The organism is Novosphingobium sp. BL-S-20, from assembly GCF_055521635.1.
This window is the reverse complement of the sequence record NZ_CM145494.1, coordinates 2,015,633-2,032,267: the sequence shown is the minus strand read 5'-3', so window position 1 is coordinate 2,032,267 and position 16,635 is coordinate 2,015,633. Positions and strand designations below refer to the sequence as shown.

Annotated in this window: 12 protein-coding genes; 4 read left to right on the top strand and 8 right to left on the bottom strand. The window is 63.6% G+C overall.

Annotated elements, in window-relative coordinates:
• Positions 1-1,365 carry a PEP-CTERM-box response regulator transcription factor gene (gene prsR / locus ACZ1II_RS17125; RefSeq protein WP_465144823.1) on the top strand — a complete coding sequence of 455 codons (1,365 nt, stop codon included), beginning with the start codon at positions 1-3 and terminating at the stop codon, positions 1,363-1,365.
• A 46-nt stretch (positions 1,366-1,411) separates the two neighbouring features.
• On the opposite strand, the gene panB is transcribed toward prsR, so the two are convergent.
• Positions 1,412-2,281 (bottom strand): 3-methyl-2-oxobutanoate hydroxymethyltransferase, encoded by an 870-nt coding sequence (gene panB, locus ACZ1II_RS17120; protein WP_465144822.1) that lies wholly within the window; start codon positions 2,279-2,281, stop codon positions 1,412-1,414.
• A gap of 201 nt (positions 2,282-2,482) precedes the next feature.
• Here panB and ACZ1II_RS17115 point away from each other — a divergent pair, with 201 nt between their 5' ends.
• Together ACZ1II_RS17115 and ACZ1II_RS17110 are read left to right on the top strand one after the other, a co-directional pair.
• A complete protein-coding gene (locus ACZ1II_RS17115; RefSeq protein ID WP_465144821.1) occupies positions 2,483-4,000 on the top strand; it encodes an amino acid permease in 1,518 nt (505 codons plus the stop codon).
• A gap of 216 nt (positions 4,001-4,216) precedes the next feature.
• Positions 4,217-4,414, top strand: a complete 198-nt coding sequence (locus ACZ1II_RS17110; protein ID WP_465144820.1) for a hypothetical protein — start codon at positions 4,217-4,219, stop codon at positions 4,412-4,414.
• Positions 4,415-4,604: 190 nt separating this feature from the next.
• Here the strand turns inward: ACZ1II_RS17110 and ACZ1II_RS17105 are convergent, their stop codons facing one another.
• From ACZ1II_RS17105 to ACZ1II_RS17075, 7 genes are all read right to left on the bottom strand, one after another.
• On the bottom strand, positions 4,605-5,192 hold the full coding sequence (locus ACZ1II_RS17105; RefSeq protein WP_465144819.1) for a protein-methionine-sulfoxide reductase heme-binding subunit MsrQ: 588 nt from the start codon (positions 5,190-5,192) through the stop codon (positions 4,605-4,607).
• Positions 5,193-5,245: 53 nt separating this feature from the next.
• A complete protein-coding gene (gene msrP / locus ACZ1II_RS17100) occupies positions 5,246-6,175 on the bottom strand; it encodes a protein-methionine-sulfoxide reductase catalytic subunit MsrP (protein WP_465144818.1) in 930 nt (309 codons plus the stop codon).
• 116 nt (positions 6,176-6,291) lie between these two features.
• On the bottom strand, positions 6,292-7,869 hold the full coding sequence (locus ACZ1II_RS17095; RefSeq protein WP_465144817.1) for a tryptophan halogenase family protein: 1,578 nt from the start codon (positions 7,867-7,869) through the stop codon (positions 6,292-6,294).
• Between the two features lie 61 nt (positions 7,870-7,930).
• Positions 7,931-10,831: a TonB-dependent receptor gene (locus tag ACZ1II_RS17090; protein ID WP_465144816.1), complete on the bottom strand. Its 2,901-nt coding sequence runs from the start codon at positions 10,829-10,831 to the stop codon at positions 7,931-7,933.
• A gap of 181 nt (positions 10,832-11,012) precedes the next feature.
• Positions 11,013-11,819, bottom strand: coding sequence for a GDSL-type esterase/lipase family protein (locus tag ACZ1II_RS17085; RefSeq protein ID WP_465144815.1), 807 nt, complete (start codon positions 11,817-11,819; stop codon positions 11,013-11,015).
• Positions 11,816-12,754, bottom strand: a complete 939-nt coding sequence (locus ACZ1II_RS17080; protein WP_465147325.1) for an alpha/beta hydrolase — start codon at positions 12,752-12,754, stop codon at positions 11,816-11,818. The genes ACZ1II_RS17085 and ACZ1II_RS17080 overlap by 4 nt, the downstream gene beginning before the upstream one ends.
• Positions 12,755-12,848: 94 nt before the next feature.
• Entirely contained in the window at positions 12,849-15,275 is a 2,427-nt protein-coding gene (locus ACZ1II_RS17075; protein WP_465144814.1) for a glycoside hydrolase family 3 protein, read from the bottom strand.
• A gap of 135 nt (positions 15,276-15,410) precedes the next feature.
• On the opposite strand from ACZ1II_RS17075, the gene ACZ1II_RS17070 reads away from it, so the two are divergent.
• Entirely contained in the window at positions 15,411-16,550 is a 1,140-nt protein-coding gene (locus tag ACZ1II_RS17070) for a LacI family DNA-binding transcriptional regulator (protein WP_465144813.1), read from the top strand.
• Positions 16,551-16,635 lie beyond the last annotated feature (85 nt).

Genomic DNA, 16,635 nt, shown 5'->3' with positions numbered 1-16,635 from the left:
ATGACCGAGACCCGACCCAAGCTTCTCGTCATCGAGGACGATGCCGGTCTGCAGGCGCAGCTCAAGTGGGCCTACGAGGACTTCGAGGTGGTTTTGGCGGGAGACCGGCCCACGGCGCTGGCCCTGCTGCGTTCGGAAATGCCGGACGTGGTGACGCTCGACCTCGGCCTGCCGCCCGATCCCGACGGCACGACCGAGGGCTTTGCGGTGCTTGACGAGATCATGGCGCTCAAGCCCGATACCAAGGTGATCGTCGCTTCTGGCCACGGCGCGCGGGAATCGGCCTTGCAGGCGATCGCGCGCGGGGCCTACGACTTTTACCAAAAGCCCGTCGATATCGATGCGCTCGGCCATATCGTGCGCCGCGCCTTGCAGCTTCACCGGCTGGAGGACGAGAACCGTCGTCTCGCTTCTCGCGTGGAGAAGGACGAGAAGGTACTCGGCCGCCTGATCACCGCCGCGCCGGAGATGATCCGCGTCGCGCGCACGATCGAGCGCGTCGCCAATACCAATGTCTCGGTCATGCTGCTCGGCGCCAGCGGCACCGGCAAGGAACTGCTGGCGCGCGGGCTGCACGAGGCGAGCGGGCGGGCCAAGGGCCAGTTCGTGGCGATCAACTGCGCGGCGATCCCGGAAAACCTCCTCGAAAGCGAGCTGTTCGGCCACGAGAAGGGTGCTTTTACCGGCGCGGTCAAGACCACTTCCGGCAAGATCGAGCAGGCGGCGGGTGGGACCCTGTTCCTCGACGAAGTAGGCGACATTCCGCTCCAGCTTCAGGTCAAGCTGCTGCGTTTCCTGCAGGAGCGGGTGATCGAGCGCGTCGGTTCGCGCGAATCCATCCCGGTCGATACGCGCATCGTCTGCGCGACCCATCAGGACCTCGAAGCGATGATAGCCGAAGGGCGTTTCCGCGAGGATCTGTTCTATCGTCTGGCGGAAATCGTCGTGCGCATTCCGGGGCTGGCGGAAAGACCGGGTGATGCGACGCTGCTGGCGAAGGCCTTCCTCCACCGCTACGCCAAGGAGATGAACCCCGGCGTGCGCGGTTTCGCCGCCGATGCTCTGGCCGCGATCGACGCCTGGGGCTGGCCGGGCAATGTGCGCGAACTGGAGAACCGGGTGAAGCGCGCGGTCATTATGGCGGACGAGAAGCTGGTGGGCGCCGCCGACCTCGATCTCGCCGATCCGGACGAGCAGGTGGCCAATGCCCTCAACCTCAAGACCGCGCGCGAGCAGGCCGACCGCAAGGTCATCCGCCATGCCCTTGCCCGCAGCGAGGGCAATATTTCCAGCACCGCCAAGATGCTGGGGATCAGCAGGCCGACGCTCTACGACCTGCTGAAGCAGTACGATCTTCAGAACTGAACGGGCGGAGAGCCTCCTGGATACGGAGGCTCTCACGCTGTCGCCCTTACTTAGGCTGGTACGTCTGTTCCGGTCCGGGGAAATTGCGGGCGCGCACTTCCTCGGCATATTTCGCTGCCGCTTCCGAGACCAGCCCGGCCATGTCGGCATAGCGCTTCACGAAGCGCGGCACGCGGTCGAACATGCCCAGCATATCCTCGGCGACGAGGACCTGGCCGTCGCACTGGGCCGAGGCGCCGATACCGATCACCGGAATGTCGAGGCTGTGGGTGAGCGATACCGCGATCGGTTCGAGCACGCCCTCGACGACGACCGAAAAGGCGCCTGCACCCGCCACGGCCTTGCCGTCCGAGATGATCTTGGCATGCTCTTCCTGGCTGCGGCCACGCGCGCCGTAACCGCCGAGCGCGTTCACCGCCTGCGGGGTCAGGCCGATATGGGCCATGACGGGAATCCCGCGCTGGGTGAGGAAGGCGATGGTCTCGGCCATGGCGACGCCGCCTTCGAGCTTCACTGCGGCACAGCCGGTCTCGGCCATCAGGCGCGAGGCCGAAGCGAAGGCCTGCTGCGGGCTTTGTTCGTAGGAACCGAAAGGCATGTCGACGACGACGAGCGAATGATAGCTGCCGCGCACGACCGCGGCGCCGTGGGCGATCATCATGTCGAGCGTGACGGGCAGGGTGGAAGGCAGTCCGTAGATTACCTGGGCCAGCGAATCCCCGACGAGCAGCATGTCGCAATGTTCGTCGAGAATCTGGGCCTGACGTGCGGTATAGGCGGTCAGCATGACCAGCGGCTCGGCCGTCTTGCCCTCGACCTTGCGGCGCTGGATGGCGGGGACCGTCAGGCGCTTCATCGGCGTCGGGGTGGGGTTCGCGCGACTGGTCGCGGTGTCGAGCTGGAAGGTCGTGGACATGGGGAAGGCTTCTAGCGTGGGGTTGGAAGATGCGCAAAAGCGCATTTTCATTGCGGGCCGTGAAAATAACGAAACCAGATGGCCGATTGGGCCCGTCGGCTGGTCCAGTTTCCGTAATTGTGAAGAACCAATGGCAATAGGGCTTGCCATGCCGACGCAGCCCGCTAGCGTCGCGCCATACAAAATTCGGGGGTCCACCGCATGTTCGGACGCGTAAAGCCGCTCGACGCCATTCTGGCGACGGCGGAAAAGAAATCTCTTCACAGGTCGCTCGGCGCCTTCCAGCTCACCATGCTCGGAATCGGTGCCGTTATCGGTACGGGTATTTTCGTTCTCACCGCCGAAGCCGCGCAGAAGGCCGGTCCCGGCATGATGCTCTCCTTCGTCATCGCCGGGTTCGTCTGCGGCGTGGCGGCACTCTGTTACGCCGAAATGGCGGCGATGGTCCCGGTTTCGGGTTCCGCCTATACTTACAGCTACGCCGTCATGGGCGAGACCGTCGCCTGGATGGTCGGCTGGGCTCTGATCCTCGAATACGCGATCGCCGCAGGCGCGGTTTCGGTCGGCTGGTCGGGGTACTTCGTGGGCTGGCTGAACAGCAGCTTCGGAATGAACATCCCGCTCGATTTCGTGCGCGGACCGTTCGACGGCGGCATCATCAACATTCCGGCGATGCTGATCGCGGCGGCGGTCACCGCGCTGCTGATCAAGGGCACCAAGGAAAGCGCCACAGTCAACGCGGTGCTCGTGGGCATCAAGATCCTGGCACTCGTCATGTTCGTGGTCCTGACGATTCCGGTCATCAAGAGCGGCCAGTTCACGCCCTTCGCACCGCTCGGATTCGCGGGCATTTCCAGCGCCGCAGCGTCGATCTTCTTTGCCTATGTCGGTTTCGACGCGGTTTCGACCGCTGCCGAAGAGACCAAGAATCCGCAGCGCAACATGCCGATCGGCCTGATAGGCAGCCTTGGCATCTGCACGATCTTCTACATGCTGGTCGCCTCGGGTGTGATCGGCACCGTCGGCGCACAGCCGGTGCTCGGCGCCCACGGCGAGGCACTTTCTCCGGGCACGCCGGAGCTGTCGCAGGCCTGCGCCGCCATTCACGAGAATGCCGTCGTCTGCTCGAAGGAGGCGCTCGCCTGGACCCTGCGCCAGGTCGGCTATCCCTTCGTCGGCTGGCTGGTCGGTGCAGCGGCGATCATCGCGCTGCCCTCGGTCATCCTGATGATGATGTTCGGCCAGACCCGCATCTTCTTCGTGATGAGCCGCGACGGTCTGCTGCCCGAGTTCTTCTCCAAGGTGCATCCGCGCTTCCACACGCCGCATGTCATCACTTTGCTGACCGGCCTGTTCGTCACGCTGTTCGCCGCGTTCTTCCCGGTCGGCCTGCTGGCGGACGTGTCGAACTCCGGCACGCTGTTTGCCTTCGCGGCCGTGTCGATCGCAGTCATGGTGCTGCGCAAGACCGATCCGGCGCGCAAGCGCCCGTTCCGCACGCCGGGCATCATGCTGACCGCGCCGCTGGCGATCCTCGGCTGCGTCTACCTGTTCTTCAGCCTTTCCGCGCAGACCATCGGCCTGTTCGTGGGCTGGGCGATCCTCGGTCTGATCGTCTATTACAGCTACAGCCGGTCGCGCAGCCACGTCGGCCGCGGGGTGGTCGAAACCCACGAGGTCGATGCCGACGCGCCGCCGCAGCCGGTTCCGCCGGTCTGATCGGACGTCTCATCGCGAACAGGAAAGGGGAGCCATCGCGCTCCCCTTTTTCTTGGTCTGCTCGCGAAGCTATCCCGATACCGTCCGCAAACTATCCTCCGGGACTGCACAGGATGTGCCATCGTTATCCACAGGCTTGTCCCGTGGCGGCATAAGAGGAAATTTACTTCTCGTTGCGATAATTCCGACAGGGCTATCCAAAAATCGGGCACCATCATGTCGGCTATCAAGGCGTTGATCCCAGGCTTTTTGCTGACCTGGATCGTTTCCACGGTCATCGGTGCGCAAGGTTCGAGCGGCGGCGTTCTGGCGATCACGCATACATTCTATCAGGGGCATGAACTCTACTGGTCCTGGCCGCTGTTCTGCGGGGCCACCGCGCTCGCCTGGGCGCTTTTCGCGATGATGGAATGATTGGCGCAGAGCCGGCCATCCTGGCGGCTTATCGGGCGGTTTCCGGCAAGTGTCACCCGCAGTCGATCGCACTGACGATCATCGGGCTGCTGCCGTCGGACTGCAGGTTCCTTCGCTCTCGCATATTGCCCCGAGGCGAGCCTTGCCCGCAGTAAAACCGCAGGCAGGGCCATGAACGCGCGATATTCAACTATTGCTGGAAAAGATGGCTTCGCACGGCCTTGGCGGGAGTCCTTGACGATATCCGTGCGGCCAAGAGAGCGGCCACAATTCCACCGTAAAGCAAAGGACTGCTGGTATCTGCCTTTACCAGCAGGAAATAATGGATCACCCCCATCACGGCGATGAGGTAGACCAAGCGGTGAAGCCGTCGCCATGCTCGCGGCGTCATCTTGCGGCGTACTGCATTCGCCGAAGTCACGGCGAGAGGCACCAGCAAAGCGAAGGCGCCCATGCCGATGGTGATGTAGGGACGCTTGGCGATGTCGGTGGCGATTTCAGCCCAGTCGAATTCGTGGGCGATCACGACATAAGTCAAAAGATGAAGCGTTACATAGGCAAACGCCCATAGACCGATACGCCGCCGATAGCGCATCAGGCGCGGCATCCCGGCGTACCTGGCAACCAGCGTCACGGCCAGCGTCAGGCACAGGAAGCGCAGGCTCCAAAGCCCAAGTTCGCGCAGCACAAATTCGACAGGATTGGCTGTGAGATCGCCCGTGAAGCCCCACCACAGGATCAGCAGCAGCGGTGCAGCGCACAGCAGCCAGACAAGCACCGATTCCAGCCCCAGTCTGACGGGCCGCCTGACGGGCCGCTCTTTCCGAGCCATCAGAAGAGCTGGCGCGGGTCAAGCCCGCGATAGAGGTTCGCCACTTGCTCGCCATAGCCGTTGAACGGCAGAGTCTTGCGACGGAAGAATTCGCCGATGCGGCGCTCCTTGGCCTGCGACCAGCGCGGATGGTCCACGGCGGGATTCACATTCCCGTAAAACCCGTATTCGCGCGGCGCCAGCATCTGCCAGCTTGTCTGCGGCCGGCTGTCGGTAAAGCGGATACGCACGATCGATTTGATCCCCTTGAAACCGTACTTCCAGGGAACCACCAGCCGGATCGGCGCACCGTTCTGGTTGGGCAGGGTCTGGCCATAGAGTCCGACCGCCAGCAGCGTGAGCGGATGGAGCGCTTCGTCCAGCCGCAAGCCTTCGCGATAAGGCCACTGGATCACGGAGCCACGCTGCCCGGGCATCTGGCGCGGATCGCGCAGGGTTTCGAAAGCGACGAACTTTGCCCCGCTCTTGGGGCCGACGGCCTTGATCAGGCTGGCAAGGGGAAAGCCGACCCACGGAATGACCATCGACCAGGCCTCGACGCAGCGCATGCGATATATTCGTTCTTCCAGCGGAAAGCGCTTGATGAGATCGTCGATTGCGTAGCGACCGGGCCGGTCGCACAGCCCATCGATGACGACCGTCCAGGGCCGGGTGCGCATCATGCCCGCGAATTTCGCCGGATCTTCCTTGCCGGTCCCGAATTCGTAGAAATTGTTATAGCCGGTTACATCGTCCATCGGCGTCCGGGCTTCGTCGATGGGCATCCGGTTTGGCCTGAATTTGAGTGCCGCGGCCGAAGCCGTGCCGCTTCCACTGCAAGCCGCAAGACCGAGACCGGCCGCACCGGCAATGAATTGCCGCCTTTTCAGATAAAGACCATGATCCGTGACATCGCGGTCTCGGAGGTCAGGGGCGTTCCCGATCAGCATGGAATGATCCTTTGCCGTAGCGGATCGAGACTAGCCCACCGTGATGAACAACGCCTGATCAACGTGAACCCGTGCGCACTCGGCGCGCAACCGTTCCGAACCGATTGCGTCGCTCATCACCGCGTATTCGCAAAAGCTCTGATGGTCGCGGGTTCATCGTCCTTGAGCATCTGACGCAAAAGCTCCCGGTTCTCGGGAAGATTGCCGACCGCGAAGTCGCTTTGACGCCTGACCTGCTCGAATGCCTGACGGGCTTCGGAACGAAGGCGCATGATACTGGCTTTCGCCGAGAGATCCGTCTGCCAACCCATGCCGTAGAGCACGCATTGCCAGCTTGTCGCCGGGAAGATGTCGATATTCGGATTGAAATCCTTCTCGTTCGGGGGGCGGTGCCGCCAGCGGTCAAGCAGTTCGTTCAGACTGTCCGGGATCGTTTCGGCGCGCACGTTGTCGATCCAGAAATCGGTGTCGCGTCGCCGGGTCAGGCTGTAGTGCATTTTCAGGAAATCGCGCGCCCGCTCGTAGCGTTCCAGCATCACCGCGTTGAACTGGCGGGCGGAAGTTTCGTAGTCTCCGGCCCAGGGGAACAAGTTGGCTATCGCACCGGCAGCGATTTCGGAAAAGACGATGCCCGTCGCTTCGAGCGGTTCGAAGAACCCGCTGGAAAGTCCCACGGCCACACAGTTCTTGTGCCAGTTCACCTCGCGGTATCCGGCGTTGAACTGCAACCGGCGGGTCGTTGCCATTTCGCCCTGCGCGCCGAGATAGCTGCGCAGGGTCCGCTCCGCCTGCTCGGGATCGCAGTGAGCCGATGAATAGACGTAGCCCGTGCCGCGCCGGGTCTGCAGGCCGATGTCCCAGATCCAACCGGCCTCGCGCGCTGTCGACAGGGTGCTGGACTGGATCGGGGCCGTCGGTTCATCGTAGGGTACCTGGGCGGCGATGGCACTGTCGCAGAACAGGATTTCGGTGCAGCTCTTCCACTTCTGCCCCAGTGCCTTGCCGATCAGTTCTGCCCGGAAACCCGTGCAGTCGATATAGAGATCGGCTTCCAGCAGGCCGTTCTTCTGCGTGAGAACACCGGCAATCGCTCCGTCCGGCGTGCAGAGCACTTCCTGCACGGTATCGGCCATATGGGTGACGCCGTTGGCGACGCTCTGGTCGCGGAGCAGTTCCGCAAGCGCGGCGGCGTCGAAATGGAAAGCGTAGTTCAGCACCCCGGCATATTCGGGATGGGTCGCCAGCTTCGGCCCGCGCAGGGCATCCACCGTGCGCTTTTGCGGGGTACTGGCCTCGTCCCACGGCATGTCGCCCGCTTCGCCAAGCAGCCAGTAGGGGAGATATTCGGGACCTCCGCTGCGGTCGTCCGCTTCCTGGAAGCCATGGAGATAATTGTCGCTGCCGCCATGTCCGGCCGGATGGAGCCAGTCGACGAACTTCACGCCCTGCTTGAAGGTCGCCTCGCAGCGGCGCAGCAGGTCCTTCTCGCGCACGCCGATGCGTTCCAGCGTGCGGCGGATGGTCGGGAAAGTACCTTCGCCGACGCCGATGATGCCGATTTCGGGAGATTCGACAAGGGTGATGGTTATCCCGCCGGGAAGATCGGCGCCCAGCATCCTGGCGAGATAGCCGGCCGTCAGCCAGCCCGCCGTACCGCCGCCCACCACGAGAACCCGCTTCGCCTTGGCAACCATCGAACCACATGCTCCCCGATGTGGATCGGGCGGACCGTCTGGCCCGCCCGAACTATGATTATCAGAACGTGACGTTGATACCCATTCGGTAACGACGGTCGCTCTGGAACCAGCTGCGTCCGTAGAGGGTGCCGCTGGGGTTGCCGCCCATCAAGGTCTTCTGCGTGGCGTTGAGAATGTTCTGCGCCTGAAGCTGGACATTGATGTTCTCGTTGACTCGCAGCGTCAGGCCCGCGTCCAGCGTGCCGTAGCTGGCGCCATAGACCGGCAGGTTGGTCGCGATGCTCGTGCCCACACCAGCAGCATCGTAGTAGGTGTAGGTATTGTTCGTGCCGCTTGCCGTGGTCGACTGCAGGTATTTAGAACGCCAGCTATAGGCGACGCGCAGCGAGAACGGGTCCTTTTCGTAGAGGAACGCCGCGTTCAGGTTGTGCTTCGAAAGCCCCTTGAGCGGGACGTCGTTGCGCTGGACGCCGTCGATGTCGAAATAGAGATCGCCCGGGTTCTTGCTGTCGATGAAGGTGTAGTTCGCCTCCACGCCGATGCCCGCGAGCCAGCCCGGAAGCTGGTCGAGGAACGTACGAGCGCCCAGCTCGATACCCTTGACCGTCGCCGCCTTGTCCGATGTGCGGGCGGTGTTGGTCGTTGCCAGGCCGGTTTCGGTGGTTCCGTCGGCAAAGGTGACGGTGAACTCCTTGGGCGCGCCGCCGTAGACGACCAGATCGGTGATGCGCTTGTAGAAACCGGCGATGTGCAGGGTGGTGCCCGGCTTGGGATACCATTCCAGCGAGAGGTCGAAGTTGTTCGACATCGTCGGCTTCAGGGTCGGGTCGCCCGCATCGATGGTGTAGTTGTTGAAGATGTTGGGCCCGGTCGTGCCGTCCGTCCGGTTCGACGAATTGACGCCGACGACCTGCCGTGAACGCAGATCATAGAACGATGCATTGTCCATCGTGATATTGTAGGCGGCGCGAATCTTGATCGGTTCGACCGGAGAATAGGTCAGGTTGATCGCAGGAAGAACGCGGGTGAATTCCGCCTTGCCGGCAATGGGATTGGCGGTATCCGCCAGCGTATAGATCTGGCCGTCGCGCTCGAACGAGGTCACCGACTGGATGATGGAGCCGTCGCTGGCGTTCTTCACGTTGACGACGCGCACACCGACGTTGCCGGTCAGCTGCGACTCACCCCAGTTGGTCCCGAAGTTGACCATGGCATAACCGGCCAGCGTCTGGGTGCTGTAGTTGGTCTGGTCGGCCGGCAGGATAAAGCCCGGTGTGCGGCCCGGCGCGCCGCCGTAGAGATCGAAGAAGCCCTGAACGCTCGTGCTGCGGATGAAGTCCTGCGCCGGGAAGTACTGGGTTCCCGGAAGCTGGATATCGCCGCGGAAGAAGTTCTTGAAGACGTGCGTTTCATAGTCGCCCGGACGCCCGTCGGCGAAGGAGACGATCGGCGAACCGTTCCAGCCCTGGCCCAGCGCCGACCAGGCATAGCCGTTATCGAGATCGCGTTCGGTACGCTTGGACCAGCGTCCGCCGACCTTGACCGACTTGAAGAAGCCTTCCCCGACGTCATAGGTCAGGTCCGCCTGGGCGGAGTCCATCTTGCCGGAGTTGTTGTTGTTGTGCGGCATCACTGCCTGCCAATTGTAGTTGGCAGGGTCGAGCAGGGCGGCGTCCGTTCCCGCCGGCACCGAGATCTGGGGCAGGCTGCCGCTCAGGTCGAGGCCGTAGCTGGTCGGGAAGTCGACGGTGCGGAACACCGAAATGCGATCGACGGTCGCGGTAGACTTGGTGTGCTGGTACGAAGCATCGACCGTGATCGGCAGATTGGAAGGCGTCCAGTGCAGCGATCCCGAGAAGTCCTCGGTCTTGTTCTTGCCTTCCCAGTAGGCGGACGTGCCGCCGCTCTGGATCGACGCGCCGTTCGCCAGCCCGGTCGAGGGATCGCGCTGGAATACCGCAGGCGAGGAGATCAGGCCGCCGTTGTCGTCGAACACGCTCTGCGAGGGATCGACCGCGAGGCTCTGCGAGGTGACGAAGGAACCGTATTCGGAGTCGGTGTTGCTGTACTTCGACTGGAAATAGATACCCGTCAGCGTCAGGTCCGAACTGGGCGACCACTGGATCGCGCCATAGATACCGTCGCGCTTGCGCTGGTAGTTTTCCTCGCCGTAGGTGTAGCCGCCGGGGATGAAGTAGTCGTTGCCCTGGATGTTGGTCCGGTAGAACTCTTCCATGCGGACGAACTGCGACTGCGTCGACAACTGGCTGTGCGCATAGTCGAACACGAAGCCGATGTCGCCGATACCGGTGTCGAACTTGCCTGCGATCAGGCCGGAAGCGGAATAGTCCGTCTTCTGGGAGAGATCGCCGAAGCTGATGTCGCTGCTGCCGGCAAAGTGCAGGCCGTAACCGTAGTCGAACGGCAGCTTGGTGCGCAGATCGACCGAACCGCCGGTGCCGCCTTCGATCTGGTCCGCCGTGGACGACTTGTAGACGTCGACGGCCTGCATCAGTTCGGGGGTGACGTCGCTGAACTGCAGCGAGCGGCCGCCGTTGGCGCTGAAGATGTCGCGGCCGTTCAGGCGCGAGGCGACGCCGGACATACCGCGAATCTGGATGCCCGAACCTTCGGCGGAATAGTGGTCGGGATCGTTCAGCGACTGGAAGCGGACGATCGTGACGCCGGGAACGCGCTGAAGAACTTCGGTGATCGAGTTGTCGGGCAGTTTACCTGCGTCATCGGCGACGACCGAATCGACGATCGAGATCGCGTTCTTCTTGCGGTCGTCTGCGGACTGAAGCGCGGCGCGGCGGCCGGTGACGACGATGGCGTCGGTTTCGGCAACGGATGGCTCTTGCGTTGCACCGTCCTGTGCCATCGCCTGCGGCGCGATTCCTGCCGAAAGCAGACCCAGACACATGACACTGGCGTGCGTGCGGAAGCTCAACTTGCGCATAATTCCCCTCCTGAACACTGCAAAGGAGAGTTGACGCTCCCCGCAAAATACGTCGCCCGAAGCGATCTTCAATGTTTCTGTTAAATGACTTCTCTTAATCGAGCAACGAAAATGTGAGCGATATCATTTGTCGAGGTAAGAAAGCCCGCCACCTTGCGGAAACCGCCGTTCGCGGCGGGTTTCAGCGTGTTCGGTGCTTCAGCGCGCGGTCGATGGCAGCCTGGGCGATCGGGGCCATTCGGGCGTATCCGGCGGCAAGGGGATGCACGCCGTCCGTGGTGAAGGACTGGGCCATCAGTCCCTGCGCATCGCTGAGAGCCGGGGCGTAGTTCGCAAAGGCATAGCCGCGCGCCTTGGCCAATGCTTCGAGCCTGGCGTTGATACGGCGAAGCACCTCGGGCTTGCGTTCCCTAACGACGTAATCGGCGGCAGGGGTATTGGTGACCGGCAGGATCGAACAGAGCACCACGCGAATTCCGTGACGCTCGGCAATATCGGCCATCGCTTCGATGTTCGAGACGATGCCATCCTCGCTCTCGATCTGGAGGAAGCCGGATACGTCGTTCACCCCTCCGAGAATGACGACGGCGCGGGGTTTCAGGGCGATGACGTCCTGCTGGAAACGCACCAGCATCTGCGCCGTCACCTGGCTGCCGATCCCCCGGTTCACATAAGCCTTGCCGGGGAAATAATCGGCGAGGTTCCACATGTCGGTGATCGAATCGCCCATGAAAACGACGCGTTGCTCGTCCTTGGTAGGCGAGGGCAGGGCGGCATTGGCGGGCGCGTAGAGATAGCGCTCGCCGAAGTCCTGCATCATCGAAGGCACCAGCTTTTCCCGGAACGGCCCGGCCCATTGGCCCCAGTCGCGCGTGTCGGTGACGGTGCGGCGTTCCGGGCTGGACTGGTAATGCTGCGTCTCGCCCGCGCCGATCAGCAGAGCGGCAGCGGGCAGCAGCAGGGCCAGGTGGGCCTTGGGCCTTTTCATGCGGTGAAGATGCCGTGGCGCTTGCCGTAGGCGTGGAACAGGTCCGGCCAGATATGCGCGGGCGTGTCGCTGCCAAGGCGCGCGCCGAAGCCGTGGCCGCCCTTGTCGAAGCCGTGGAATTCCACCGGCCGCTGTTTCGCCAGCATGGCACCGTACATGGCGAGGCTGTTGCCGATCGGCACGAGGCCGTCGTCGCTGGAAGCGGTGAGGAACACCGGCGGAGTATCCGCAGTGACCCGGTTCTCGACCGATCCGGCCTGTTGCATCGCCTCGCTCGCACCTTCGCCCAGAAGGTTATCGCGCGAGCCGCCATGCGTGAAGGCTTGCGAGAGGCTGACCACCGGATAGATCATGCCGGCAAGATCGGGCCGCGCCGAGAGGGTGTCGGCCTTGTCGACGGGTGTATAGACCTTTTCGTCGAAGCGGGCGGCGATCGATCCGGCGAGATGGCCGCCCGCGGAAAAACCCAACACGGCCACGCGACGGGGATCGACGCCGAATTCGGCGGCACGCGAACGGACAAGGCGAACGGCGCGCTGGACGTCCTGCAGCGGCACCGTCTCTCGCTTCGCCCAGCCTTCGCCGGGCAGGCGATAAGACAGGATGAAGCAGGTGACGCCCCGCGCGGTGAGCCAGCGGGCCTGTTCCTCGCCCTCGTTGTCCCAGGAAAGGAAGCCGTAGCCGCCACCCGGCAGCAGGATCACCGCAGAGCCGTCGCGATAGGCGGGCTGGCGCACTTCGAGGCCGGGGGCAGCGATCCCGGTGATCCAGCGGTCGTCCCAGGCGGCATCCTTGCTCTGCTGCTGCACCTTGCGCACCGGGAGGCGGGCTGGCGCGCCCGGTGCCTTGCCGGGCCAGAGCGCGATCGACGGGCCGGAATAGGCGATCGAAGTCGGACCTGCGACGGCCTTGCTCGACGATACAGCTGCTGCCATGCCCGCTGCGGCAATACCGCTCAGAAGGGCACGGCGCGAAGTCGGGGTTGTGTCTTTCACGGCAATGTTTCCCTGTTGCTTGAAGGCGTTGCGTTTACTGCGGGCAGACCGCGCCGCTCGGGTCGGTGGCGATGCGCAAGTCCGAAATCGTGATCGTGAACGGCGCTGCGGCACTCAGCGTGAAAGGCTGGCTGATCCCGCCGAGATAGGTGCCGTGATTGCCGAAGCACTTCAAGGGGATGCGCAGCGACGCCCATTGGCCCGGCCGGGCAAGAACCGTGTCGATAGGCACTGCGCCCGAACCGAGCGCCAGCGTGACCGAACCGGTTGCCGCCTTGTCGACGCGGTACAGCACTTCCACGTTCATATCGGCATTGGCCTCACGCTCCAGCGTGAGGTTGGGGCCAAGTACGGAAGCCTTGCCGCCGTTCGCGAAAGCAAGCTGGATCGCGCCTTCCTGACGGTTGGCGCTATCGACCAGCTTCTGGCTGACGGAACCGCCGGTCTCCAGCCGGAACGGCTTGGCGACGATACCGTCCACCACGAACAGGCTGGAATTGGAGGCCGAAGCGTCGATACCCGGTTCTTCGCCAAGCGCGGCGACATGACCGCGCTTGGCATAAGTCAGGCCATAGCCCAGCGGGAACAGCGGATCGTAGCCCGGCTGGCCCTTGTTGAGCACGAACTGTGCGGCAGTCTTCGGCCAGGAGAAGGAGAGGGTGCCGTGGAAGTCGGTCTTGCCGCCGACCAGCACATCGGCCACGCCATTGCCTTCCGATCCGGGGAACCATGCGGCGACGAAGGCATCGGAGGCATTGAGTTCCGGATTGACCCAGAGCGGGCGGCCCGAAAGGAAGACCGAAACCGTCGGAATTCCGGCAGCTTTCAGCTTCTTCAGCAGCGCGAGCGACTTCTTGTTGCCCGGCTGGAATTCCAGCGAGCGGATATCGCCGCGCAGTTCGGCGTAAGGCTCCTCGCCGAAGACGACGATGGCGACATCGGGCTTGGTCGTGAAGCTGCCGTCGGGCGAGAGTACGGCCTTGCCGCCGCCTGCCTTCAGCGCATCGGCAATGCCTGTGTAGATCGAGGTGGCGCCGGGGAAATCGGCATTGGTATTGCCGTCACCCTGCCATGACAGCGTCCAGCCACCTGACTGGCGGCCGATGTCGTCCGCTGCGTCGCCTGCAACGAGTACGGTAGCGCTGGTGTTGATCGGCAGCACGCCTTCGTTCTTCAGCAGGACAAGGCTTTCACGCACGGCCTGACGAGCGATGGCGCGATGCGCGGCGGAGCCCATCTCCTGCGGCTTGCTCTCGAAGGGGCGTGCGGCATCGAACAGGCCGAGCTTCATCTTCACGCGCAGGATGCGGCGCACGGCATCGTCGATGCGGCTCATCGGGATGGTGCCCGCCTTGGCTGCAGCGAGGGTCGTATCGAACAGCCCCTTCCAGCTGTCCGGCGCCATCGCCATGTCGAGACCGGCGTTGAAGGTTGCCGGACAATCGGTGTTGGTGCAGCCGGGGATCTGGCCGTGGCCGTTCCAGTCACCCACCACGAAGCCTTCGAAGCCCATGCGGCCCTTCAGCACATCGGTCAGCAGCGCCTTGTTGCCGTGCATCTTGGTACCGTTCCAGCTTGAGAACGAGGCCATGACGGTCATCGTCCCGGCCTTGACGGCGGCCGGATATCCGGCGTTGTGGATACGGATCAGTGTGTCTTCGTCGACGCGGGTGTCGCCCTGATCGATGCCGTCGTGCGTGCCGCCGTCGCCCAGGAAGTGCTTGACGCTGGCGGCGACGTGGCCTGCCTGAACGGTCGTCTGCGTGCCCGGCACGCCCTGAAGTCCCTCGACCATCGGCCCGGCATAGGAGGCGACCACGGCGGGGTCTTCCGAGTATCCTTCGTAGGCACGGCCCCAGCGGTCGTCCTGCGGCACCGCAAGCGTCGGGCCGAATGCCCAGTCTATGCCGGAGGCGGCGGTTTCGGCGGCGGTCGCCTTGCCGATCTCGCGCATCAGCGCCGGATCGTGCATGGCGCCGAGCGCGCTGTTGTGCGGGAACAGGGTGGCGCCCACGACATTGCTGTTGCCGTGCACGGCATCGATGCCGAACATGATCGGGATCGGCTCGTGCCCGGTCCGCTTTTCCAGCGCGACAGCGTTGAACGCGCGCGAAGTTGCGACCCAGGCCGAGGCGGGCGAACGGTCCGGCGCGCCGATCGGCGGTGAATTGCCGCCGGCCAGAATCGAGCCGAGCGGATAGTCCTTGAGGTCTTCCGGCTTGATCGAGGCGGTGTCGGCCTGGATCATCTGGCCGACCTTTTCACGCAGGCTCATCCGCGCGATGATCGCGGTGATCCGCGCCTCGGTCCTGGCATCGACGAGGCCGGGGCTTTTCGAGGCGGGCCAGCGATCCGGGTGCACCGGCGTAGCGGCGGTTTGCGGCGCTTCGGCCTGGGCAAGTGCGACAGACGCGCATGAAGCCAGAGCGGCAGTCTGCAGCAAGCGGTGGATAGGCCTCATGTCATCCTCTTCATTCCCTATCGCGCCTGTTTATGCGACGAAAAATGATTGCGCTACCATAAAGCCGTCCGGATTTGCCGATCTTGCATTCGGCTCGGGCTTTGCAGGAACGGCAGACGTGTTAGAGAATGCGCCATGTCCGAGAATGAGCGCAAACGCCGCAGTTCGAAACCTCGCCGGAACAAGGCTCCCACGATCGCTGACGTCGCGGCGCTGGCCGGCGTCTCGATCATGACCGTATCGCGTGTGATCAATTCCGAGCCCAAGGTCCGGCAATCCACTCTCGATACCGTGAACGCCGCAATCGCCAAGCTGAACTACGCGCCGAACCGCGCGGCCCGCAGCCTGGCCGGGGCATCGCAATTGCGGTTGGGGCTGCTCTATTCGAATCCGTCCGAGGCTTTCCTCAGCGCGTTCGTGGTCGGCAGCCTGGAGGAGGCCGGGCGGTCGGACGTGCAGATCGTCGTGCAGAAGGTGGAGGACGAGGAGGATATCTGCGTGGCCGTCGAGCGCATGGTGGCGGGCGGTGTCCACGGCGTGATCCTGCCGCCGCCGCTGAACGAGGCGAACGAGGTCCTCGCGGTGCTGCGCAAGGCGAAGGTCCCCACCGTCGCGGTAACGACGGCGGTGCCCCACGAAGGCATCGCCACCATCATGATCGACGACCGCAGCGCGGCGCGCGAGATGACGGAGCACCTGATCGAACTTGGCCATCGCCGGATCGGCTTCATCGTCGGCCATCCGGCGCTCTCGGCCAGCGGCGCGCGGCTTGAGGGGTATCGCGAGGCTTTGGCGGAGGCGGGCATCGCGTTCGATGAAGCGCTGGTGGCGCAGGGGTACTTCACATATCGTTCGGGCCTCGATGCGGCGCAGCAACTGCTCTCGGGGGAGGATCGTCCCTCGGCCATTTTCGCCAGCAACGACGATATGGCCGCTGCCGCCGTGGCCATCGCGCACCGTCGCGGACTTGACGTGCCGCGCGATCTTACCGTCTGCGGGTTCGACGATGTCGCGCTGGCGACGACGATCTGGCCGGAACTGACCACGATCCGGCAGCCGATCGGCACGATGAGCCGCCGGGCGGTCGAACTGCTCGTCACCATGCTGCGCAACAAGCGCGGCGACGAGATCGGGCAACAGCGAATCGAAATCGAATACCAGCTCGTCCGGCGGCAATCCGATGCCCCGCCGCGTCCGGATACTGCATTGGCGAATATGCAGGGCGATGCTGTGGATAGCATCGGCAGGGCAAGGCTTCCCGAACCCGGCGATTGACGGCATTGCCCGAACTCTTGAGGCTGTGATCCGCGCGCGAACTATTTATTTTGCAGCCACTATTCCGCTATGTTAGCGGTATCGA